At 64.7% G+C, this 21,941-nt stretch carries 20 protein-coding genes; 9 read left to right on the top strand and 11 right to left on the bottom strand.

The genetic code is table 11. The annotated features are described in order from the left end of the window. The first annotated feature begins 6 nt into the window (after positions 1-6). Both ACSMXN_RS18605 and ACSMXN_RS18600 read left to right on the top strand, forming a co-directional pair. Positions 7-684: a VOC family protein gene (locus ACSMXN_RS18605; protein ID WP_022913811.1), complete on the top strand. Its 678-nt coding sequence runs from the start codon at positions 7-9 to the stop codon at positions 682-684. Positions 685-726: 42 nt separating this feature from the next. Beyond that, positions 727-1,899 (top strand): amidohydrolase, encoded by a 1,173-nt coding sequence (locus tag ACSMXN_RS18600; RefSeq protein WP_027139558.1) that lies wholly within the window; start codon positions 727-729, stop codon positions 1,897-1,899. A gap of 72 nt (positions 1,900-1,971) precedes the next feature. Here the strand turns inward: ACSMXN_RS18600 and ACSMXN_RS18595 are convergent, their stop codons facing one another. Then, the gene (locus ACSMXN_RS18595) at positions 1,972-2,424 is read right to left on the bottom strand and encodes a gamma-glutamylcyclotransferase (RefSeq protein WP_027139557.1); all 453 of its coding nucleotides are present in this window, start codon (positions 2,422-2,424) and stop codon (positions 1,972-1,974) included. 127 nt (positions 2,425-2,551) lie between these two features. Here ACSMXN_RS18595 and ACSMXN_RS18590 point away from each other — a divergent pair, with 127 nt between their 5' ends. Both ACSMXN_RS18590 and ACSMXN_RS18585 read left to right on the top strand, forming a co-directional pair. Then, entirely contained in the window at positions 2,552-3,985 is a 1,434-nt protein-coding gene (locus ACSMXN_RS18590) for an NAD(P)H-quinone dehydrogenase (RefSeq protein ID WP_027139556.1), read from the top strand. A 17-nt stretch (positions 3,986-4,002) separates the two neighbouring features. After that, a complete protein-coding gene (locus ACSMXN_RS18585) occupies positions 4,003-4,389 on the top strand; it encodes a hypothetical protein (RefSeq protein ID WP_022913807.1) in 387 nt (128 codons plus the stop codon). 2 nt (positions 4,390-4,391) lie between these two features. On the opposite strand, the gene ACSMXN_RS18580 is transcribed toward ACSMXN_RS18585, so the two are convergent. The 4 genes from ACSMXN_RS18580 to ACSMXN_RS18565 all read right to left on the bottom strand — a co-directional run bounded on the left by ACSMXN_RS18580 (position 4,392) and on the right by ACSMXN_RS18565 (position 10,503). Beyond that, positions 4,392-4,712: a DUF5313 family protein gene (locus ACSMXN_RS18580; RefSeq protein WP_022913806.1), complete on the bottom strand. Its 321-nt coding sequence runs from the start codon at positions 4,710-4,712 to the stop codon at positions 4,392-4,394. Positions 4,713-4,727: 15 nt separating this feature from the next. Beyond that, complete coding sequence (locus ACSMXN_RS18575) at positions 4,728-8,075, bottom strand: glucodextranase DOMON-like domain-containing protein (protein WP_022913805.1); 3,348 nt, start codon at positions 8,073-8,075, stop codon at positions 4,728-4,730. A 143-nt stretch (positions 8,076-8,218) separates the two neighbouring features. Next, complete coding sequence (locus ACSMXN_RS18570) at positions 8,219-9,988, bottom strand: ATP-binding protein (protein ID WP_022913804.1); 1,770 nt, start codon at positions 9,986-9,988, stop codon at positions 8,219-8,221. Between the two features lie 119 nt (positions 9,989-10,107). Beyond that, the gene (locus ACSMXN_RS18565; protein WP_022913803.1) at positions 10,108-10,503 is read right to left on the bottom strand and encodes a MerR family transcriptional regulator; all 396 of its coding nucleotides are present in this window, start codon (positions 10,501-10,503) and stop codon (positions 10,108-10,110) included. 46 nt (positions 10,504-10,549) lie between these two features. Here ACSMXN_RS18565 and ACSMXN_RS18560 point away from each other — a divergent pair, with 46 nt between their 5' ends. The 4 genes from ACSMXN_RS18560 (at position 10,550) to ACSMXN_RS18545 (ending at position 14,976) form a co-directional block, all read left to right on the top strand. Then, positions 10,550-11,722: an acyl-CoA dehydrogenase family protein gene (locus tag ACSMXN_RS18560; RefSeq protein ID WP_022913802.1), complete on the top strand. Its 1,173-nt coding sequence runs from the start codon at positions 10,550-10,552 to the stop codon at positions 11,720-11,722. Between the two features lie 105 nt (positions 11,723-11,827). Then, positions 11,828-13,351, top strand: coding sequence for an acyl-CoA carboxylase subunit beta (locus ACSMXN_RS18555; protein ID WP_022913801.1), 1,524 nt, complete (start codon positions 11,828-11,830; stop codon positions 13,349-13,351). Positions 13,352-13,376: 25 nt separating this feature from the next. Then, complete coding sequence (locus ACSMXN_RS18550) at positions 13,377-13,940, top strand: TIGR03086 family metal-binding protein (protein ID WP_022913800.1); 564 nt, start codon at positions 13,377-13,379, stop codon at positions 13,938-13,940. A gap of 28 nt (positions 13,941-13,968) precedes the next feature. Continuing rightward, positions 13,969-14,976, top strand: coding sequence for a pirin family protein (locus tag ACSMXN_RS18545; RefSeq protein ID WP_027139553.1), 1,008 nt, complete (start codon positions 13,969-13,971; stop codon positions 14,974-14,976). Here the strand turns inward: ACSMXN_RS18545 and ACSMXN_RS18540 are convergent. Together ACSMXN_RS18540 and ACSMXN_RS18535 are read right to left on the bottom strand one after the other, a co-directional pair. Beyond that, positions 14,973-15,611 (bottom strand): Maf-like protein, encoded by a 639-nt coding sequence (locus tag ACSMXN_RS18540; protein WP_022913798.1) that lies wholly within the window; start codon positions 15,609-15,611, stop codon positions 14,973-14,975. The genes ACSMXN_RS18545 and ACSMXN_RS18540 overlap by 4 nt on opposite strands. Before the next feature lie 25 nt (positions 15,612-15,636). Then, entirely contained in the window at positions 15,637-16,785 is a 1,149-nt protein-coding gene (locus ACSMXN_RS18535; protein ID WP_027139552.1) for an acyl-CoA dehydrogenase family protein, read from the bottom strand. 198 nt (positions 16,786-16,983) lie between these two features. Between ACSMXN_RS18535 and ACSMXN_RS18530 the strand changes: the two genes are divergently transcribed. Further along, positions 16,984-17,820: an S-methyl-5'-thioadenosine phosphorylase gene (locus ACSMXN_RS18530; RefSeq protein ID WP_027139551.1), complete on the top strand. Its 837-nt coding sequence runs from the start codon at positions 16,984-16,986 to the stop codon at positions 17,818-17,820. Positions 17,821-17,873: 53 nt separating this feature from the next. On the opposite strand, the gene ACSMXN_RS18525 is transcribed toward ACSMXN_RS18530, so the two are convergent. The 4 genes from ACSMXN_RS18525 to ACSMXN_RS18510 all read right to left on the bottom strand — a co-directional run bounded on the left by ACSMXN_RS18525 (position 17,874) and on the right by ACSMXN_RS18510 (position 21,809). After that, a complete protein-coding gene (locus tag ACSMXN_RS18525) occupies positions 17,874-19,070 on the bottom strand; it encodes a sensor histidine kinase (protein ID WP_022913795.1) in 1,197 nt (398 codons plus the stop codon). Further along, positions 19,070-19,804 (bottom strand): response regulator transcription factor, encoded by a 735-nt coding sequence (locus ACSMXN_RS18520; RefSeq protein ID WP_051148913.1) that lies wholly within the window; start codon positions 19,802-19,804, stop codon positions 19,070-19,072. The genes ACSMXN_RS18525 and ACSMXN_RS18520 overlap by 1 nt, the downstream gene beginning before the upstream one ends. Before the next feature lie 131 nt (positions 19,805-19,935). Beyond that, a complete protein-coding gene (locus tag ACSMXN_RS18515) occupies positions 19,936-20,184 on the bottom strand; it encodes an acyl-CoA carboxylase subunit epsilon (protein ID WP_022913794.1) in 249 nt (82 codons plus the stop codon). After that, on the bottom strand, positions 20,181-21,809 hold the full coding sequence (locus ACSMXN_RS18510) for an acyl-CoA carboxylase subunit beta (protein ID WP_022913793.1): 1,629 nt from the start codon (positions 21,807-21,809) through the stop codon (positions 20,181-20,183). The genes ACSMXN_RS18515 and ACSMXN_RS18510 overlap by 4 nt, the downstream gene beginning before the upstream one ends. Positions 21,810-21,941: the final 132 nt, after the last annotated feature.

The following is a 21,941-nucleotide window of genomic DNA, read 5'->3' as shown; positions in this document are numbered from 1 at the left end:
CACCGCATGGCGATTGCGCGATTCAAAGACCTCTGTATCGACACCGCTAGCGGGCTGGGCCGAACCGAAGACTTCTGGGCTCAGGTTCTGGGTTTGAAGGTGGAGCGTCGAGACGGTGGCAGCTGGCTTGCCGGCGCCACCGCGCAACACCGGATTTGGGTGAACGAGGTTCCCGAAGCCAAGTCGGTAAAGAACCGCGTCCACCTCGACGTGCTCGCCCCCTCGATCGCGCACCTGGAAGCCCTCGGGGCTCGTCGCGTCGAGGACTTCGAACGCTGGACGGTGATGACCGATCTGGACGGTCAGGAATTTTGCGCGTTCATCGACGAGGAGGCACCCGAGTACCGCTTGAAGGACGTGGTGGTCGACTCCCAGCACCCTGAAGCGATTGCCCAGTGGTGGCAGGGGATTCTCGGCGGCGTGTACGGTCGGTCGGCGGACAACCCGTGGTGCTGGGTCGACGCGATCCCGGACACGCCGTTCGAATCGATGGACTTCGTCGAGGTGCCAGAGGGCAAGACCGTGAAGAACCGGGTGCATTGGGATGTGACCGTGGACGGTGCCGCCGGTCTCGAGGCTTTGGTAGCTGCCGGCGCGGCGCTCCTTCGGCCGAAGGGTGAAGACATCAGGTGGCACGTGATGGCCGATCCGGACGACAACGAATTCTGCGCCTTCGTGGACTGACCCGGAATCTTGGGCTCCGGTGCGGTGACTATCCTGCTAGAGGTGCAGAAAGTTCTGGTCCTGGCCAACGATTGGCTAGCCAATCATGCCCAGGACTTGGTCGGCTGGCGTCGCGATCTACACGCGCATCCCGAGGTGGCGTACAGCGAGTACCGCACGACCGAGCTTATCGTCGCCGCCCTGGAGAATCTCGGCTTCTCGCCGAAACGACTCTCAATCGGAACCGGTGTGGTGTGCGACATCGGCGACGGCCCGGAGTTCGTCGCGTTGAGGGCCGATATCGATGCTTTGCCGTTACCGGATATAAAGAATGTCCCTTATGCTTCCCAGAATCCTGGCGTGTGTCATGCCTGTGGGCACGACGCGCACACCGCGATTCTGCTCGGAGTGGCGTCGACCCTCAGCACGGCGGCGACGTTGTCGGGCTCGGTGCGGCTGATCTTTCAACCCGCCGAAGAACGGATGCCTGGCGGCGCTGCGGCGGCGGTTGAGGACGGTGCGCTCGACGGGGTGCGCCAGATTTTCGCGGTGCATTGCGATCCCAAACTCGATGCCGGTCAGGTCGGCCTGCGTCCGGGTGCTATCACCGCGGCCTTCCACCAGCTCGACATCTCGGTGAGCGGCCCAGGTGGGCATACGGCCCGACCGCAGCTGACTGCGGATCTGGTCTATGCCCTCGGAGCTCTGATCACCGAACTGCCGACGCTGCTGTCGCGGCGGGTCGACCCACGCTCGGCCCTGTCGCTGGTCTGGGGCGCCGTCGCCGCCGGCTCGGCCGCGAACGCCATCCCGCTGTCAGGAGTGCTGCGCGGGACGCTGCGCATGCTCGATGGCGACCTCTGGGACTGTCTCGAGCCGCTGGTCCGCGAACTGGTCGAGCAGGTCGTGGCCCCGACGGGGGCGTCGGTCGTGGTCAGCTTCGATCGCGGTGTTCCTGCGGTCACCAACGACGCGCACCTGGTTGCCGTGCAGACGCAAGCCGCTCTCGCCGCGCTCGGCCCGCATGCTGTCACCGACACCGCTCAATCGATGGGTGGTGAGGATTTCGCCTGGTACCTACGGACGGTTCCGGGCTCCATGGCTCGGCTCGGCGTGCGTGTACCCGGGAGTGTGGGGGGCGACCTTCACCAATCAGACTTTGATATCGACGAGTCGGCCCTTGCGGTCGGCGTGCAGTTCACCGCGGCGATCCTCGACGAGCTCTGGGCGACCTGATCCACCTCGGTACCGATTCGGTTCTCTTCCTGGCGTCAGCGACGGATCAGTCGCCAACCGATCAGCGAGGGATCAGTCGCCAATCGATCGGCACGGTCGGCCGCGCAACTCGGCTACATAGTCCGTCGGAGCCCCGGCCGTCTCTGCCGCTTCTGCGATCAGGCCCAGATAGCGGGCCGATGGCAGCCCGCCCTCGTAACCGTTGAGCACGTACGTCCAGGCGAGTACGTCGCCGTCCATCGTGGCCACCCGCAGGCGGGAGGTGCGATAGAGGCCGCTGTCCGCGCTCTCCCACTTGTCCAGCGATACCTGATCAGCCGGCGTGATGTCGTAGAGGGCAACGAACACCGCGCTGCCAGGCTCTTCGACGATCGAGGCAAGCGAGCCTTCCCAGCCGAGATCCTCGCCTCCGAAGGTGAGCCGCCAGTCCGCCAGCCAGCCAGTACCGGCGAAGGGGGAGTAGGGGCACCTGTTGCGCATCTGCGCCGGATCCATGTTCGATCCGTAGGCGGCGTAGAGGGGCACGATGGCTGAGACTACCGAGTCGGTATGCACGGCTCGGAGCCTGGTCAGCTTCCGCTTGGTGTATCGGACTCGGGTACGCGAATAGCCCCGGTAGTGCGCACCGGGTGTGAACCGGGACAATGGCGTGGTGACTCGCATTGCGATTGTTGGTGGCGGACCTGCCGGTTATGAGGCAGCAACGGTGGCTGCGCAGCTCGGAGCCGACGTGACGCTCATCGAATCCGACGGTGCCGGCGGAGCGTGCGTGCTCTATGACTGCGTCCCCTCCAAGACCCTGATCGCAACCTCCGAGCGGGTTACCGGGCTGCGTGCTGCTCCGGCCCTGGGCGTCTGGACCGACGACGCACCGGCAGACAACGCGCGGGTCAACGTTCAGGTCCGGCTCGACGTCGTGAACGCTCGGGTGCGGGAGCTCGCGGCAAGCCAGTCAGCCGACATCCTGGCTCGGTTGGTTCGGGCCGGCGTCACTGTGCTGCCTGGACGCGCCCGGTTTGCCGAGAACCAGCATGGTCGAACGTATTCGATCGACGTCCTCGACGGCGACGGCGAGCCAGTCGACACGGTGCATGCCGACGTCGTTCTGCTGGCCACCGGTGGCACCCCTCGGGTGCTTGCGGGCGCGGAGCCCGATGGCGAGCGGATCTTGTCCTGGCGCGATCTCTACGACCTGACAGAGCTTCCCGAGCATTTGATCGTGGTGGGCTCAGGCGTGACCGGTGCCGAATTCGCCTCCGCTTACAGCGAGATGGGTGTCCCGGTCACGCTGGTGTCCAGTCGCGAAAAGGTGCTGCCGGGCGAAGATCCGGACGCTGCGGATGTGATCGAGAAGGTCTTCACCGAGCACGGTGGCACCTTGATGAAGCACGCTCGGGCCGAGTGGGTCAAGCGCATCGACGATCCGGCGGGCGGGGTCGAGGTCGGCCTCGTAGACGGCCGCACCGTGACAGGTTCGCACGTCCTCATGTGCGTGGGGTCTGTACCGAACACCAGCGGTCTGGGCTTGGAGCACGTCGGTCTGCACCTCAATGACCGGGGATTCATCGAGGTCGACCGGGTGTCGCGTACTTCGGTGCCGGGGATCTACGCGGCAGGCGATTGCACCGGCATTCTGTTGCTGGCGTCGGTGGCCGCCATGCAGGGACGGATCGCGATGTGGCACGCGCTGGGTGAGGCGGTGCAGCCGCTGCGCCTGAAGACGGTTGCCGCAAACGTCTTCACCCACCCCGAGATCGCGACGGTAGGCATCGGCCACGCAGCAGTGACCTCAGGTGCCGCACCGGCCCGTACTGTGATGCTGCCGCTGGCAGGTAACGCGCGGGCGAAGATGCAGGGCGTGACCGACGGCTTCGTGAAGCTGTACTGCCGGCCGGCTACGGGCGTCGTGATGGGAGGCTCCGTCGTTGCGCCGCAAGCCTCAGAGCTCATCATGCAGATCACCACCGCGGTGCAGCTCGGGCTTACCGTGAACGAGTTGGCCGCCGCGTTCGCTGTCTACCCTTCGCTGTCGGGCTCGATCACCGAAGCGGCCCGGCAGCTGACCCAGCACGATGACCTCGACTAGCAACTGGAGGCTGGCGAATGGAGATTTCACCCGAGCAGATCGAAAAATCGCGGCGCACGATAAGGGCTGCTGAGGTTTTCGCCGACAACGCCGACACGATCGTGACGCACGTTGAAGTGCTTCCAGATGACCATGTCGTTGTCGCGGTGGTGACCAGCGCCTATGACTTCAACGGCGTACATCACGTCTCCCGCGAGGAACTGGTCGAGCGAGTGCCGGCTCTCGAAGGGCCGGACGGCTGGGCGATGGTGTTCTCTCAAGGCGCGGACGCCGCACACATCGGTGCCCGCACCGCGGAGATGATCGCGCTGGCCGAGAAGCGGATCGCGATGCTGGAGAAGATCTCAGCCAGACAGGCTGCGTCCGAGGACGTGACGTCCGAAGGCGCCACCGAAGAAGCCTGACGTCAGTCCGGATCGGGCCCGGTTGGCGGTAACAGGCCGTGTTGGCGCAGCCTGCGATCGCGGAGTTCGTCGCCGTACGCCAAGCCTACGAACAGTGGCCCGATAACGACGAACGACGCGGCGTAGATCCGGATCTCCAGCGGTCCTGGCAGCATCAGCAGGCCCACGATCGGGACTACCGCGAATAGCATGATCCGGCCGGCCTCGCGGATTCGCCAGTCGCGGCCCGTGAGGTCGTGCAGCACCCATTCGTCGTAGCGATCGGACAGCCGCCCACCCAGGGCGTATTTCAGCCACTGTCCCATCGGCGGTCGTTCGGCCACCGCTCCAGTGTGCTCTCAGGCGATCGGGATTCCACGCAGTACCACTGGGTTGTGCACTGTGTAGTCGAGTTCATCGGACTGCATCACCCCCGCGGGCGTCACGGTGTCCATCACCTTGGGCACCGTGGTCGGATCGACCGTGCAATGGGGGTCAGCGCTTGGCGCCGCGCAGACCCCGAAGTTGAATCCTCCTGGTGTCGCCGTGAATGCTCGGGCCTGATCGGGACTGAAGCCGTCCTGACCGGTGAGGGTTACCGTGAAACTCCAGCCGGCGGCTGGCGTGCCGCCCAAGGCGGTCTTGGCCACGCTGAAAGTGATGTAGCGCGACACTGCATTGGCACTGATGGCCACCGTTCCCTGAGTGGCCCCGCCCGGATCGATGAAGCGCTGGCCGAAGCCTTGTACCTCGATCAGCCTGCTCCAGGCATCGGCGCTCGCGATCTGGTAATTGCGTTGCGGGAATGATGCCGCAGTGGAGGTGGTCACCGCGCCTGGCTGGTGTACGTACACATCCACCAGTTGCGCGCCGAGTGGGCTGCCGAAGGTCGGTGACAGGTCCGCTGTCTGCACGCGGAAGGTGACGGTGCTACCAGTGTCGTAGATCTGGAAATCGGTCAGATCGTAAGCGCCAGGGTGGAAGTCTGGCGCCGTCGGGTACTGGTAGTTGCCGGGACCGTGGTCATCGCCCGCTGGATCGGGCACGTCGAGCAGTTGCGTCCCGGTGACGACGTCGTTGACCACTGTGCGCACGACCTCTGCAGTGCCGCCCCCCGGCGCGGTCGCGGTGATCACCAAGACGTTCGTGCCGTTCTGCGCGGCCAGGTTGATCGAGAAGGCACCGGATGCGCCTACCACGGTTGAGGCGATGACCGTCGTGCTGTTCTGGTCCGTTCCCACGTCCGCGACGTCGACCCTCGCCCCGCGCACCGCGGTGCCGGTAACGGTGATGTCGGCGGTGGCCGGGGTCTGGTCGATAGGCGCCGTCACGGTCAGCGTCGTGCTGCCTTGGGTATGCCGGACGTATCGATCAGTCGTGAGTTGCGGAGTCTCCAAGCTGCGACCGGCGGTCAGATCGGCGATCAACCTGACCTGTGAGGCTGATCCCCAGGTCAGCGGCGATGCCGAGCCAGCCGGCTCACCGTTGACGAAACCGATCGACGCGGTCGCGGGATCGCTGCCGTACGGCGAAGCCGGTACTGCGGGATCGTCCCAGACCTGCTCTGGCACCAGACCTACGCCCGAGGTCATGTTGCCGATCGAGTTGAGCAGCTGACCGGCGGCAGCCCGCTGCCCGGTCGCCAGGTCTTGCTGTGCGCGTTCGACCGAGAGGACGGGCCAGATGTGGCCGGTGCCGTGACCTGTCGGCGCCCACGGAGCACCTTCGACGGTGCAGTTGCCTGATGCCACGTGGCAGTCACCGTAACCGTCGTTGTTGTATCTGAGCCAACCGGTGCCGCTGTCGGTGTCACGCTCGATCGTCGCGTCGACAACGGTCAGCGAGCGTTGCACGTCGGCGTCGGTGGCACTCAGCTCACCCAACCGGACGAGTTCGAGGAATCCGGCGTCGACGACGTTGCGCTGGTCCAGGGTCGGGCCACCATTGCCGATGCCGTAACTGATGGCGGCGTTCGGGTCACCGGTCTTGGAAAGCCTGATGAAGTATGGCTGCGGCGACAGCGGACCGTTCGTCGTGATCGTCCACTTCTTGATGTTGCGCTGGTACTCGTCGGCCGTTGCCAGCCATGTCCGCGCCGCAGCGAAAGCGTTGTGCTGCTGGGCGATACGGGCCGCAGCCACCAGCCCGGCGATCTCGGCTGCGATCGTCGACGGTGAGTACCCGCCCTGTTCTTCCCATCGTTCCGGGCCGAAACTCGGCCCGTGACTGATCAGGTAGTTCGCCGCCGACTGAATGTGCGGCCAGAGCACGTTGTCACCCGACAAGCCGGACTGGTAGGCCATCAGGATCGGGTAGGCGACCTCATCCAGTTGGGTGTTGAACGAGTCGGGCGCCGTTTTGCCGTTGACCAATGAGTTTCGGGGCATCGAGCCGTCGGGCAGCTGTTGGTCCAGGAACAGGAAGCGCGTCGCGGCCCGGGCGGTTGCGAGGTCGCCGTCGGTGAACAGCGCGGTCCAGGCTTCGTAGAGATCGCGGGCGAAGACTTCGCGGTACGAGCCGAAGTAAGTGTTGTTGGGGTCGCCCGCGGAAACGGACTGGCCCCAGGGCGATGCCAACGACGCGACGATCGCACCGGGGAAGGTCTTGTCTTCGCTGGCCTTCACAACGTTCGCCGAGGCGTAGTACTGCTTGGCGGCGTCGCTGACTTGGCGCTTGGTGAGCCCGGTCAGATGCGTTGCGGGCCGGCGTAGCTGGCTGTCGTAGCGGGACCAGCCCTGCTGATAGTCAGAGCGCAGCCGGTTGAACGGCGCCCGCAGGGTGGCTCCGGCGGTGGCGACTGCGGCAGCCTGGCTGGTGCCGAAGCCGAGGGCCAACGTGAAATCGTTGCTGCGGTCGTGCTTCCAGCTCGCTGTCCGCAGCTCGGCCGTCTGCTCGACGTTTCCGTTGCTGGCGTTGTCGAAGGTCGGCGTCATCGCGTGGCTGGCATCGAGTTGGGTCAAGGCATCGCTGGGTGTTCCCACGAAGCCGCTGCTGACGGCACGGAAGCCCTGGTCCGAGCGAAGAGCCAGATAGCTGGGCACTGCGTAGTCGCGGTTGACGGCATTCGTCGTGGTCACGGTGTCGAACGAGACCGGCACGGCGGATCCGGTGGAGTGGTCTACGACGGCCGAGTCCGCGCCGCCGTTGGAGGGCGTTGCGGTGCCGGCCCCGCCGCCATTGCCGCCGACGGTCGCATCGAGGCGCACGTAGAGCCGGAACGATTGTGCGGCTCGCGTCAGGGGCGTGTAGCGCGTGCGCACGACGACGCTGTCGCGATTCGGGTCGGTGAGGTAGGTGCTCGTCAATGTGTAGGCGCCACTCTTGGCCGTTGACGTGACGGTGCAGATCATGCCGGTTGAATCAGCGGAAACCGTGTAGGTCGTGTCGCGAGTCTGGAGGTCGGTGAATGACGCACCGTCGGTCACCAGGTACTGCATCGTCTCGACGTTGGTGGTGTCGATCGTCGGCGCGTAAACATCGGACAGCACACCGCCGGCCACTGTGTACCAGATCTTGGAGTTCGTATTGCGGGCCGTGCCCAGGCAATCCTTGCGCGCCAGATCGAAGTGGCTGAGCGTTCCCGGCCCGTCCGCTGCCGTCCCGCCCGCTGAAGTAGCGGGAGCAGCACTGGCTGGTGCCGTGTTAGCAACGAGAAACGACAGACCCACCGAGATAGCGACAGCGATGCAGATCAAGCCTCTGCGCATGAACAAACCCCTTTGATGACCACGCTGGGGCACCGTTCTCGAATGAACAGTCCCCGACTGAACCCGCTGTGACTGTGGTCACATCGGACTCCAAGGGAGGGGCGTTGTCAAGGCCTATCGAGAGGCCGCGTTACGCAGGCGGGTCATTCTTTGATTTCGCAGAGCACTGATCCGGACGTGACGACCGCTCCAGGCTCGGCGGTCAGGCCGGTGATCGTCCCTGCCTTGTGGGCGTTGATCGGCTGCTCCATCTTCATGGCTTCGAGCACGACGACCAGGTCTCCGACGGCAACCACATCGCCATCTGCAACCGCCACTTTGACGATCGTGCCCTGCATCGGCGCGGTGAGTGAATCGCCGGACGCCGCAGCGCCGGCCTTCTTGCCCGCCGAACGCTTGGGTGCAGCCTTCTTGCCGCCACCACCCGAACCGGAACCGACCGAGAACCCTGCGGGAAGCGAGACTTCGAGACGCTTGCCGCTGACCTCGACGACAACCGTCTGCCGGTCACCGGATTCAGCCGCCTCGGTATCTGCCGCCGCGTTCGTGAACGGTGGAATCTGGTTGTCGAACTCGGTCTCGATCCAGCGGGTGAACACCGTGAACGGTGCGCCGTCAGCGGGCGCAAAGGCCGGATCCGAGACGACGGCTCGATGGAACGGCAACGCCGTGGCCATACCATCCACCACGTACTCGCCGAGTGCGCGCCGGGCGCGGGCGAGCGCCTCGTCGCGGCTCTCGCCAGTGACAATCAGTTTCGACAGCAACGAGTCGAATGCGCCACCGATGACGGAATTACCCTCGATACCCGAGTCCACTCGGACGCCCGGGCCGGCCGGTTCCCGATAGGTCGTGACCACGCCGGGCGCAGGCAGGAAGTTTCGGCCTGGGTCCTCGCCGTTGATGCGGAACTCGAAGGCGTGCCCGCGTGGCGTCGGGTCTTCGGTGAATCGAAGGACTTCGCCGTCGGCAATGCGGAATTGTTCGCGTACCAAATCCAGGCCGGAGGTCTCTTCGGTGACCGGGTGTTCGACCTGCAGGCGCGTGTTGACCTCGAGAAAGCTGATCACGCCGTCGTTGCCGACCAGGTATTCGACCGTCCCTGCGCCGTAGTAACCGGCCTCGCGGCAGATGGCTTTGGCCGAGGTGTGGATGCTTTCGCGTTGCTCGTCGGTGAGAAACGGTGCCGGTGCTTCTTCGACCAGTTTCTGGTTGCGACGCTGTAGCGAGCAGTCGCGGGTACCGACCACGATCACGTTGCCGTGCTGATCGGCCAACACCTGCGCTTCGACGTGCCGCGACCGGTCCAGGTAACGCTCGACGAAGCACTCGCCACGGCCGAACGCCGACACGGCCTCACGGACCGCGCTGTCATACAGCTCGGGGATCTCTTCGAGGGTGCGGGCAATCTTCAACCCGCGGCCGCCGCCGCCGAAGGCTGCCTTGATGGCAACGGGCAGGCCGTGCTCGGTGGCGAACGCGATCACCTCGTCCGGGCCAGAAACCGGATCCTTCGTGCCGGGGACGAGTGGCGCACCTGCACGCAGGGCGATGTGCCGCGCGGTCACCTTGTCGCCCAGATCACGGATGGACTGCGGCGACGGGCCGATCCAGGTGATGCCGGCGTCGATCACCGCTTGCGCGAAGTCAGCGTTCTCGGAGAGAAAGCCATAACCGGGATGAATGGCGTCGGCGCCCGATTGCTTGGCCGCTTCGATCACCTTGTCGATAACCAGGTAGGACTCGCCAGGGGTGTTGCCGCCGAGGGCGAAGGCCTCGTCGGCGGCACGCACGTGCAGGCCATCGCGGTCCGGTTCGGCGTAGACAGCGACCGAGGTGAGTCCGGCGTCCTTGCACGCGCGGATTACCCGGACCGCGATTTCGCCCCGGTTTGCGATGAGCACCTTGCGCATGAATGTCCTCCTGAGATTCCTTACGTTCCGTTGCGAAGGTTACCGACAGGTTGGGCGAAGTCCGATGAGGGATGAGTCACGACCGACACCGGCCGGGGCGCAGGTGCCACCCAATCGGGTCAAACGTCCAGTTCAGCGAGCCGAGCGCGGCACTGGTCGGCGACCTCGGACACCTCGTTCAAGGTTCCGGCGAGATCTCGTTGTCGCGCCTGCAAATCGACCGTGATCTCGCCAAGTCGATCGAGCAGCGTTTGCAGCTGTCGACGTTCTGAGGATGCTGCGCCGTCGTACATGCCCACGATCTCGCTGATTTCGGCGAGCGACATTCCGAAGCGCTTGCCCCGCAGTATCAGCCGCAGACGGGCGCGGTCCCGGTGGTCATAGACCCGGGCCGTGCCGTTGCGGGCCGGCGATATGAGCCCCTCGGCCTCGTAGAAGCGCAGTGTTCGGGTGGTTATGCCCAATTCGTCGGCGAGCTCGCCGACCGTCCACTGGTCTTTCGCGATGCGTGTCACCCAGCTATAGTTGCCTGACGTTTACGTTAACGTCAAGGAGCTTCAGATGTCGTTCGAGTTGTCCGCCGACCACGAGGTCTTCCGCAAGGTAGTGCGGGAGTTCGCTGAAGCGGAGGTAGCCCCGTACGTCGCCGACTGGGATCGCGAACATCACTTTCCGGCCGAGCTGGTGCCCAAAATGGGGGAACTCGGGCTATTTGGGCTGGTCGTCCCTGAGCAGTACGGCGGCAGCGCCGGCGATTTCACCGCCCTTTGCGTGGCCATCGAGGAACTCGGCCGGGTCGACCAGTCCGTCGGCATCACCTTGTCGGCCGGTGTCGGCCTCGGAATCAACCCGATTCTCTCGTTCGGAACCGAAGTTCAGAAGGAGATCTGGTTACCCGATCTGGTGGCCGGGCGCCGACTGGCCGGTTTCGGGCTGACCGAGCCTGAGGCAGGTTCGGATGCGGGCGCGACCCGGACCAGAGCAGAGCTGGTGGACGGCAGCTGGGTCATCAACGGCGCGAAGTCCTTCATCACGAACTCCGGCTCGGCGATCACCTCCTGTGTGACGGTGACGGCACGAACCGCGGTCGGCCAGGGTGATCGCGGCCGGCCGGAGATCTCAGCCATCATCGTCCCGAGCGGGACGCCGGGCTTCGAGGTCCAGCCGTCCTACAACAAGCTCGGTTGGCACGCCTCTGACACGCACGGCCTGGCTTTCGACGATTGCCGGGTGCCCGAAGAGAATCTCCTCGGAACCCGCGGTGCCGGTTTCAAACAGTTCCTGGCGATCCTCGACGACGGCCGGATTGCAATTTCCGCACTGGCTGTCGGCCTTGCCCAGGCCTGCTTGGAGCAATCCGTCGCTTACGCCAAGGAGCGAGTCACCTTCGGCAAGCCGATCGGCGGACGGCAGGCGATCGCTTTCGCGATCAGTGACCTCGCCGTCGCGGTCGAGGCTGCTCGCGTGCTGACTTACAAAGCGTCGGCGATGAAGGACGCGTCGCGGCCAGCGGCCGAGGTGAAGCAGGCGGCGGCGATCGCGAAGTTGTACTCAACCGAAGCCGCGGTGACGGCGACCCGGGTCGCTACCCAGGTCTTCGGCGGCAACGGCTTCATGGAGGAGTATCCGGTCGCGCGCTTCTATCGCGACGCCAAGATCCTCGAGATCGGCGAGGGCACGTCTGAGGTGCAGCGCATGGTCATTGCGCGCGGCCTCGGACTGCCTGTCGAGTGACCAAACCTGCCGACGCTTGCAAGAATCGAGCACGTTGGCAACGAAGCTGAATCAACGAAGCCGAATCAACGAAGCCGAATGATGGCAGCCGAATAGGGTGATCCAGTGAGCGATAGCGCCAAAGTGGCGGCAGCACGTGAGGCCACCCTGCTGCCCGCCGAAAAAGCCGCGGCGAAGCTGGCCTCGCAGAACAAGCTCTACGTCCGAGAACGCATCGCCCTGTTGTTCGACGGCGGATCCTTCGTCGAAGATTCGCAACTGGCAAACGCCGCGGCAGCCGGTTTGCCCGCCGACGGAGTGGTCACCGGGCAGGGGCTCGTCGACGGGCGTCCCGCGCTCGTGGTTGCGAATGACCCGACGGTCAAGGCGGGATCGTGGGGAGCTCGCACAGTCGAGAAGATCATTCGGGTCACCGAGCGTGCCTTGACCGAAGAGCTTCCGATCTTCTGGTTCATCGACTCGGCTGGCGCGCGCATCACCGATCAGGTCGATCTGTTTCCGGGCCGACGCGGTGCCGGACGAATATTTCACAACCAGGTTGCGCTGTCTGGCAAGGTGCCGCAGATCTGCTGCTTGTTCGGCCCATCAGCGGCTGGCGGCGCGTACATCCCCGCGTTCACCGACATCGTCATCATGGTGGAAGCCAACGCCTCCATGTATCTCGGTTCCCCGCGGATGGCGGAGATGGTCGTCGGCGAGAAGGTCAGCCTCGAAGAGATGGGCGGCGCGCGGATGCACGCCACGATCTCAGGTTGTGGCGACAACCTCGCGGCCGATGATGCCGATGCCATCGAGCAAGCAAAGCTGTTCTTCTCCTACTTTCCGATCAACTGGCGCTTACCAACGCCGAGCTATGCCGCCGAAGCACCGCTGTACGAGCTCGACGACTCATCGGTGCCGACTTCGGAGTCAGTGCCCTTCGACGTGCACACGATCATCGAAGGCCTGGTCGATGACGAATCATTCTTCGAGGTCAAACCTGAGTTCGCAGCGGAATTGGTAACCGGCCTGGGACGAATCGATGGTCGTCCGGTGGGAATTGTCGCGAACAACTCGGCCGTGAAGGGCGGTGTTCTGTTCGGCGATTCCGCAGACAAGGCCGCGCGGTTCATCTGGCTGTGCGACGCGTTCAACATTCCCCTGCTATATCTGGCAGATGTGCCTGGTTTCATGATCGGCTCCGAGGTGGAACGGCTGGGTATCATCCGCCACGGTGCGAAGATGATCACCGCCGTCTCTGAGGCGAACGTCCCGCAGCTTTCGGTATTGATCAGGAAGGCATACGGCGCTGGCCTCTACGCGATGGACGGCCCCGGTTTCATGCCTGATGCCTGCATCGCGCTACCCACCGCCCGGGTAGCCGTGATGGGTCCGGAAGCAGCGGTGAATGCGGTCTATGCGAACAAGATCGCCGAGATCACCGACCCCGAGCAGCAGGCCGCGTTCGTCAAGGCCAAGCGGGCCGAATACGAAGAGGACGTCGACCTGCTGCGCCTGGCCTCGGATCTCGTCATCGACGTCATCATCAATCCGGAGGAGTTGCGGTCAGAAATCACTCGCCGGTTCGCCGCTCTGGTCGGCAAATCGAGGCCGCTGGCGGACAAGCGACACGGGGTTCCGCCGGTCTGAGCACGACCTGAGCGATGATGGCACGATGACGCAACCCGACTACGACATCGCTGATCGTTACCGTGAGCTGACCAGGGTATTCACCGAGAAAGTCGCTGCGGTCCCGTCGGACCGGTGGGATTCTCCGTCGCCATGTGCGGGCTGGGATGCCCGCGACGTGGTTGATCACGTCGTGCAGACCCATGGCATGTTTCTGGGCCTGGTGGGGCGATCGTTTCCCGACGACATCCCAGCCGTGAGCGATGATCCGCTCGCCGCCTGGTCGGTAGCCCGAGACACGGTGCAAGCCGAACTCGATGATCCGGTGCGCGCCAAGGCCGAGTTCGAAGGGACCTTCGGGCGCTCGACGTTCGAGCAGGCTGTCGACGGATTTCTCGGCTTCGACCAGGTCGTGCACGGTTGGGATCTGGCCCACGCCACCGGTTTGGACGAGCGGATCGACCCGGTTGAGGTGCAGCGCGTCGCCGCGCAAGCTGATCGGCTCGGGGACGCCTTACGCACGCCCGGCGCCTGCGGGCCGGCCATAACGCCACCTGCCGATGCGGACGAGCAAACCAGGTTGTTGATGAAACTCGGGCGCCAACCCTGAGCGGGGCTTCTTCGGGCATGCTGATGTGGTGAGCAATCTCGAGGCGCACCCCGAAGAGGTCGAGCTTTGTTCGGATGAGCAGCGGGCGGGCGTAGCTGACACACCGCCCCCAGTCTTCGAGTTGTTGGAGGCACGCGAGGTTGTGCTGACCCCGCGTACGTGGTCCACACCCAGCGACTCGGCGGACCTCTTGACGGTGCGGCGCTTCATTCCGACCAGGGGGCGGCGCATGGTCGGCGCGTGGTGTTTCGTCGATTTCTACGGACCGAACGACGTCTCAGCCGCGGACGGCATGCGCGTTCCACCCCACCCGCACTGCGGCCTGCAAACCGTGAGCTGGCTGCTCGCCGGCGAGATCATGCATCGCGACAGTCTTGGCAGCGAACAGCTGATTCAGCCCGGACAGCTGAATTTGATGACCGCCGGCCACGGTATCTCGCATGCGGAGAACTCGCTGCAGCCGCACAGCCCGACGCTGCATGGCGTCCAGTTATGGGTGGTGCTACCGGACGGCGAGCGTCATCGACCCGCCTCGTTCGAACACCATGAAGGGCTGCCGATCTGGCAGGCCGATGGCGTGCAGGCGACCGTTCTGCTCGGCACGCTGGGAGGGCAGACCTCACCGGCGACCGCGTTCAGCCCGTTGGTAGGCGCCGATCTGGCCGTGGCCGCCGGGGCCAAATCGGCCCTGCCGTTGCGCCCAGACTGGGAGTACGCCGTGTTGGCGACAGACGGCGAGGTCGAGCTCGAGGGGCGCCCGCTACGCCGGGGAGAGATGGCCTACCTAGGTTGCGGACGGGACGCCCTCGGTGTTGCATCGGCCGCCGCGGGTCGGGCGCTGTTGATCGGTGGCGCACCGTTTGAGGAACAGATCGTGATGTGGTGGAACTTCGTCGGCCGTAGCCATGCCGACATCGTTTCGGCCCGAGAGGCTTGGGCCACCGGGGATCGGTTCGGAACCGTGGACGGCGGCGGCGCCGCTTTACCCGCGCCGCCGATACCGCCCGTGACCCTCAGACCGCGAGGCCGCAGCTAGCCGGGCAGGTCTGCAATGCCCAGACCGAGTTCGAGCAACATCGTGCGTAGCAGTGGCAGTGACAGCCCGATGACGTTGTGATGGTCGCCGACGATGCGTTCGACAAACCAACCGCCCAAGCCGTCAATGGTGAACGCCCCGGCGACTCGCAGCGGTTCGCCGCTGCCGACGTAGGCAACGATCTCGTCATCGGAGGGGTATCCGAAGCGAACCTCGGTACTAGCCAGCTTCGTGCTGGCGGCCACGATATCGGCGCCGCGTAGCGACATCAAGGTGTGCCCGGTGTGCAGAACGCCCGACCGTCCCCGCATCTGCTTCCAACGCGCTACGGCTTCGGCTGCCGAGTTGGGTTTTCCCAACGCAGCCCCGCGAAACTCCAACAACGAATCACAGCCGAGCACCAGGGCGTCAGCTGGCCCGTCACGGTCTGAGCCCGCTTGATCAGCCGCGGCGATCGACAGTTCGGTTGCAACCGCAGCGGCCTTGGCCATCGAAAGTGCCTGCACCAGGTCGCTTGCCGTTACGGCGGTGAACTCGTCCTCATCGACACCGGAGACCATCACCTCGGGTTCGACGCCGGCGTTGCGCAGAGTTCGGAGACGGGCGGGGGAGGCGGAGGCCAGGACGAATCGCACGCCTCAAGGCTATCGAGGTTGAAGATCAGCTCAGCTTGAGGTCGCGACCGATGATCTCTTTCATGATCTCGGTAGCTCCGCCGTAGATGCGAGTCACCCGCGCGTCCGCGTAGGCGCGGGCGATCGGGTAGTCGAGCATGTAGCCGTAGCCACCGTGCAGCTGCAGGCAGCTGTCGACCGCGCGGCCCTGCAATTCGGTGCACCACCATTTCGCTTTTGCGGCGTCGGCAACAGTCAATTCGCCATCGTGCAGCGCATCGACGCACTGGTCGACGTAGGCTTGGGCGACATCGACTTCGGTGGCAAGCTCGGCCAGCACGAAGCGGGTGTTCTGCTGCGCGCCGATAGCGACACCGAACGCTTTCCGCTCGCGGACGTAGTCGACAGTCCAGTTCAGTGCGGCCCTCGCTCCGGCGATGCCGGCGATCGCGATCGACGTGCGTTCCTGCGGCAGATTCGAAACGAGGTAGCTGAAGCCTGCTCCGACCTCGCCGAGCACGTTCGCCGCCGGCACGCGGACGTCGACGAAGGACAGCTCAGCCGTGTCTTGTGAGTGCATGCCGAGCTTGTCTAGGTTGCGGCCACGCTCGAAGCCCGGCATGCCGCGCTCGATCACCACCAGGCTCAAACCGCGGTGTCGCTCCGACGACGTACGAACCGCGGTAATGACCAGATCGGCGTTGATCCCGTTGGTGATAAAGGTCTTCGAACCGTTCACTATCAGATCCGAGCCGTCGGTGACGGCGGAGGTACTGATGCCGGCCAAGTCCGAACCCGCACCCGGTTCAGTCATTGCGATTGCCGTGATCAGCTCGCCGGCGGCGATGCCGGGCAGCCACCTTCGCCTTTGCGATTCCGTGCTGTAACGAAGGAAATACGGGAGACAGATGTCGTTGTGCAGGGTGATTCCCAACCCGGCGCCTGCGACGCCGGCAAGCATGATCTCTTCGCCCAGCACCTGATTGAAGCGAAAATCCGTGACGCCGCCGCCACCGAACTGCTCGGGGATCTGCATGCCGAGAAAGCCGTGTGCGCCTGCGGCCGTGAAGAGCTCGCGGGGCGCAAGGCCGGCCCGTTCCCATTCCAGATAGCTCGGCTGGACCTCTTTGGCGATAAACGTTCGCACCGAATCGGCGAACGCGAGGTGATCGGCGTCGTAGTGCTTGCGTTGCATGCGTTTCTCCGGATCCAGCGATCTCATATCGGCAAAGACGTGCCAGCAATAACGTGCCAAGCCGTGCCAGGGTTGGCACGTGGCTCTCAATTTACTATGACGTCCTAGTTTTGGTGGCCGTTGCGTGGATGCCTCCGCTTTGGGCCGGTCGGCTTCTGCTTGCGCGTGCGTGGTCGCTAGGCTCGATGAGTGAGCGCAATACGACCGACTGCCCCCGCAGAAATCGGCATTATCGGTGGTTCGGGCTTCTATTCGTTGCTGGACAACGCGGTGTCGCTGGCCGTGGGCACCCCGTGGGGCCCGCCAAGTGGCGAGATCACGGTCGGCACGCTGTCCGGGCGCCAAGTCGCGTTTCTGCCACGGCACGGAGCCGATCACCGGTTCGCGCCGCACCGAGTGCCCTACCGGGCCAACCTGTGGGCGCTGCGATCCCTCGGTGTGAGCCAGATCCTGTCGGCCTCCGCGGTGGGCTCGCTCAAGGCAGAACATGGTCCGGGAACGCTGGTGTTGCCCGATCAGATCCTGGATCGGACGTCCGGACGCGCCCATACCTACAACGACCCGGCCGATCCAAGCGCGCCGGATCGCGGCGTCGTGCACGTCTCGTTCGCCGATCCTTACTTTGACGCTGGACGTCAAGCAGCCCTTCGCGCGTCAGCATCGATCGGGATTCCCCTTGTTGACAAAGCCACCTTGGTGGTCATAAACGGCCCGCGGTTCTCTACCAGGGCTGAGTCGCTGGACTATCAGCGGTGCGGCGGCACGATCATCGGCATGACCGCGATGCCAGAGGCCGCACTGGCCCGCGAGTTGGCTCTGCAGTTCACCGGCCTTTGTCTGGTTACCGACCACGATGCCGGTGTCGAGGTGGGTCACGGTGTGACACATACAGAGGTTCTCGAGCAATTCGCGGCCAACCTGCCGCGCTTACGGCAACTGCTCGTCGCCACGCTGGCCGAGCTACCGGAAGTTTCCGGCGATGAACTCCGTGCAGAGATCTACGGCGACAGCAAACCTCCTTTCGAAATCGCCTGATTGACAATTTTCGATGGCGTTTCGATGCTGTGGAGCGATCGCTGCTCGTGGGCTTAGGAGGCGAGCGGCAGCCGAACCGTGAAGATGCAGCCACCCTCGGTATTGCTGACCTCGACGTCGCCGGAGTGCGCCGCGACGATGCCGCGGGTGATCGCCAAACCCAACCCGGCGCCGCCACCCAGGCCGGCACCGCCGTTCAAGCCGGCACCGCCGATCCCGGGGTGTGGGGTGCGGGCCTGCTCACCACGAAAGCCGACGTCGAAAACTTTGCCGAGATCATCTTTGGAGATGCCACCGCACTCGTCTCGTACAGTCACTTCGGCGATCTGGGCGAGCTCATCCGCAGCGCCGGACCCAAACGTTTCGGCTGAGGAACGAAGGGCAATCTCCACCGTGCCATCGGATCCGGTGTGCCGAATCGCGTTCACCAGCAGGTTGGTCAAGGCCCGATTCAGCTCTGCGCCGTTGCCGACGACTTCTGCAACCGTGCTCGATCGCCCGACCAAAGTGACGCCTTGCACCGTCGCCACCGGCTCGATTGCTGCAACGCAGTCTGACACCAGATCATCGAGGTTCACCCGGTCGGCCCGAGTACTCGGCGCGGCTGCTTGTAGCCGCGACAGCTCGAAGAGATCGTCGACCATGCCCGCCAAGCGGTCGACCTCGATCCGAATCTGCTTGTAATAGCGCTCGGGCGAGCTCGCGAGACCGTCCTCGAGGGCTTCGGCCATCGCACGCAGACCGGCCAGCGGCGTCCGCAGATCGTGCGACACCCATGCGACCAATTCTCGCCGGGACGCCTCGAGGCTGCGCTCGCGCTCTCGCGAATCGGCGAGCGTGCGGCCGGTCGATTCCAGATCGGCTCGCAACCGCTCGAGTTCGCCGGAAAGGCGACGACCGTCCACAGCCGGAACTCGGCCGTCGCGTACCGCATCGAGCGCGTTGAGAACGGACTGGCTGTCCTTGGCGAACCTTCGGGCCGCCAACCCCGCGACCGCCGCGGCCAAAATTCCGGCAACGACGGACGCTGTGATCGTCACGTACTCGTCGTCCATCGCGATGAACATCGCCCGGGTATTGCCGATGACCGCGCCCACCGAGGCCACGGTGGCGACCAAAGTAACGGAGATGAGCAACCCGGCGTGCGAGCGGCGCCTGAACGGCCAGGTGATGAGCCAGGCGACTACGGCCCCACCCGCGCCCCACAGAACCGCCGTGCCGATGATGTCGCTGAGGTGGCCGACGGACATCACTGACCGGTCTGAATCGTGCTGGCGACTGCTGGCTTCGCCGTCGCGCCGGGGTCCATCCGATAACCCACGCCCCAGACGGTGTGAATCAGACGAGGAACCTTCGGATCGTCCTCGACCTTTTCACGTACCCGCCGCACGTGAACAGTCACGGTTGACTGATCGCCGAAAGTCCATCCCCACACCGCCTCCATCAGCTGAGTACGTGTGAACGCCGTACCAGGGTGGGCCATCAGGTAGGCCAGCAGATCGAGCTCACGGACGGTGAGGCTGAGCTCGCGGCCGTTCTTGGTCACCCGACGCGCGGCCGTATCCAAGCTGAGCGGACCGAGCTCGAGCACCTGTGGCGGCGCTGCGACGACATTGGCCCGCCGTAGTACCGACTCGACCCGTAGGACGAGTTCGCGCGGCGAGAATGGCTTGGTCAGATAGTCGTCCGCGCCCACCTCGAGCCCGGCGATCCGGTCTTCTTCCTGACCGAGAGCGGTGAGCATGATGACGGGCAGCGTCGAGTTAGTCTCGCGTAACCGCCGGCAGATCTCGATGCCGTCGATGCCTGGCAGCATCAGATCGAGAACGATGAGTTCGACCTCGGTCGCCTCGGCGCTAGCGAGCAGACCCGCTGCGATCGTCCCGTTGCCCACCGCCTGGGTTTGGTGGCCGGCACGCTCGAGGTAGGAGACGACCACCTCGGCGACGGTCGGATCGTCCTCGACGACTAGAACCTTGGCCACCCCTGGATTCTATGGGCGCGCCAACAAAACGGCGGTCGATGCTTCGCAGCTTCCGCGGCCTGTAAGGGTTGGTACCCCTTGATGCGGATTGGTACCAATTACCGACTGACCAGTACCCGATCAGTACCCGATCAGTACCAAGCCGACGCCCGCCAGGCCCCCGCTCCAGGCTGGATCGGGCGGCGCAGCCGCAGGGCCGGATCAGACCAGCCGCCCACCAGGTTCGTCTGCGGTTTGGCGTCCGACTCGTCGGCACCGACGGCACTCAGCACGACCGTGACCGCAGCGATCTCCTCGGGGCTGGGGTTTCCCTTGATGATCCGCAGCACGGGCCGCTCGATCGTCGGCTCGCTGTCGTTCGTGGGCTCGCCCGTGCTCACAGCGGTATGTTCCCGTGCTTCTTCGGGGGCAGCGTCTGCCGCTTGGTTCGTAGCATGCGCAGCGCCCGCACCACGAAGGCCCGCGTCTCCGAGGGTGGGATGACCGTGTCGACGTAACCGCGTTCGGCAGCGTCGTACGGATTGACCAGAGTGTCCTCGTACTCGGTGACCAGTTCGGCCCGACGCGCCTCGACGTCGCCGCCGACTTCCTCGGTCTTCCTCAGCTCACGGCGGTAGAGGATGTTCGCCGCGCCCTGGGCGCCCATGACAGCGATCTGCGCGGTCGGCCAGGCCACGTTGATGTCGGCGCCCAGGTGCTTGGAACCCATCACGACGTAGGCCCCGCCGAAGGCTTTGCGGGTGATGACCGTGATCTTGGGAACGGTCGCCTCGGAGTAGGCATAGATCAACTTTGCGCCGCGGCGGATGATGCCGTTGTGCTCTTGACCGACGCCGGGCAAGAAGCCGGGTACATCCACCAGGGTGAGGACCGGGATGTTGAAGGCATCGCAGGTGCGCACGAACCGGGCGCCCTTTTCGGCGGCGTCGATATCGAGGCAGCCGGCGAACTGCATCGGCTGGTTGCCGACGATGCCGACGGGGTAGCCCTCGATGCGAGCGAAGCCGACGACGATGTTCGGCGCGAAGAGTGCATGTACTTCGAGGAATTCGCCATCGTCGACCAGGTGCTCGATGACGGTGTGCATGTCATACGGCTGATTCGCCGAGTCCGGGATGAACGTGTCGAGAAAGCGGTCTTCATCGCTGATCTCAAGATCGTGATCGGCGTCGTAGACCGTGGCTGGATCGAGATTGTTGTTCGGAAGGTAGGAGATCAGAGCCTTCACGTAGTTGATGGCGTCGTCTTCATCGCTACCCAGGTAATGGGCGTTACCCGAAACTGCGTTGTGGGTTCGGGCGCCGCCGAGATCCTCCATCGACACGTCTTCACCGGTGACGGTCTTGATCACGTCCGGGCCGGTGATGAACATCTGGGACGTCTTGTCGACCATGACGACGAAGTCGGTGAGCGCCGGGCCATAGACGTGGCCGCCGGCGGCGGCGCCCATGATGAGTGAGATCTGGGGAATCACGCCTGAGGCCATCACATTGCGGTGGAAGATGTCGCCGTAGAGGGCGAGGGAGACCACACCTTCCTGGATGCGGGCGCCACCACCCTCGTTGATCCCGATCAGCGGGCAGCCGGTCTTGAGTGCGAAGTCCTGCACCTTGACGATCTTCTCGCCGTACACCTCGCCGAGCGCGCCACCGTAGACAGTCACGTCCTGGCTGAAGACGCAGACCTGGCGCCCGTCGATCGTCCCGTAACCAGTGACGACGCCGTCGCCGAAGGGCCGGTTGTTGTCGATGCCGAACTTGGTGGACCGGTGGCGGGCGAGCTCGTCGAATTCCACGAACGAACCCTCGTCCAGCAGCATGTGGACGCGCTCACGGGCCGTGTGCTTGCCCTTGGCGTGCTGTTTCTCGACGGCCAGGGCTGAACCCGCATGCACTGCCTCGTCAAATCGCTCTTTGAGGTCGGCCAGTTTGCCGGCCGTCGTGTGCGGATCTATGCCGGCTGCGGCGGCCGGGTTCTCTACGCTTTCTATGCTGTCGGTGCTCATCTTCTACCTCCGGTGCTCATGACGGGTGAGCCTAGTCGGCGACCCCGGCCGCGGCCTCGGAGAGTGACAGACCTCGCCTGCCAAGCTCGCCACTGTCAGCACGCCGAATCTGGCCGCGCAGTGCGCCGGCGC

This window comes from Parajatrophihabitans canadensis, assembly GCF_053764775.1.
Note: the sequence above shows the minus strand (reverse complement) of the source record. Positions and strands in the feature narration are given on the sequence as shown.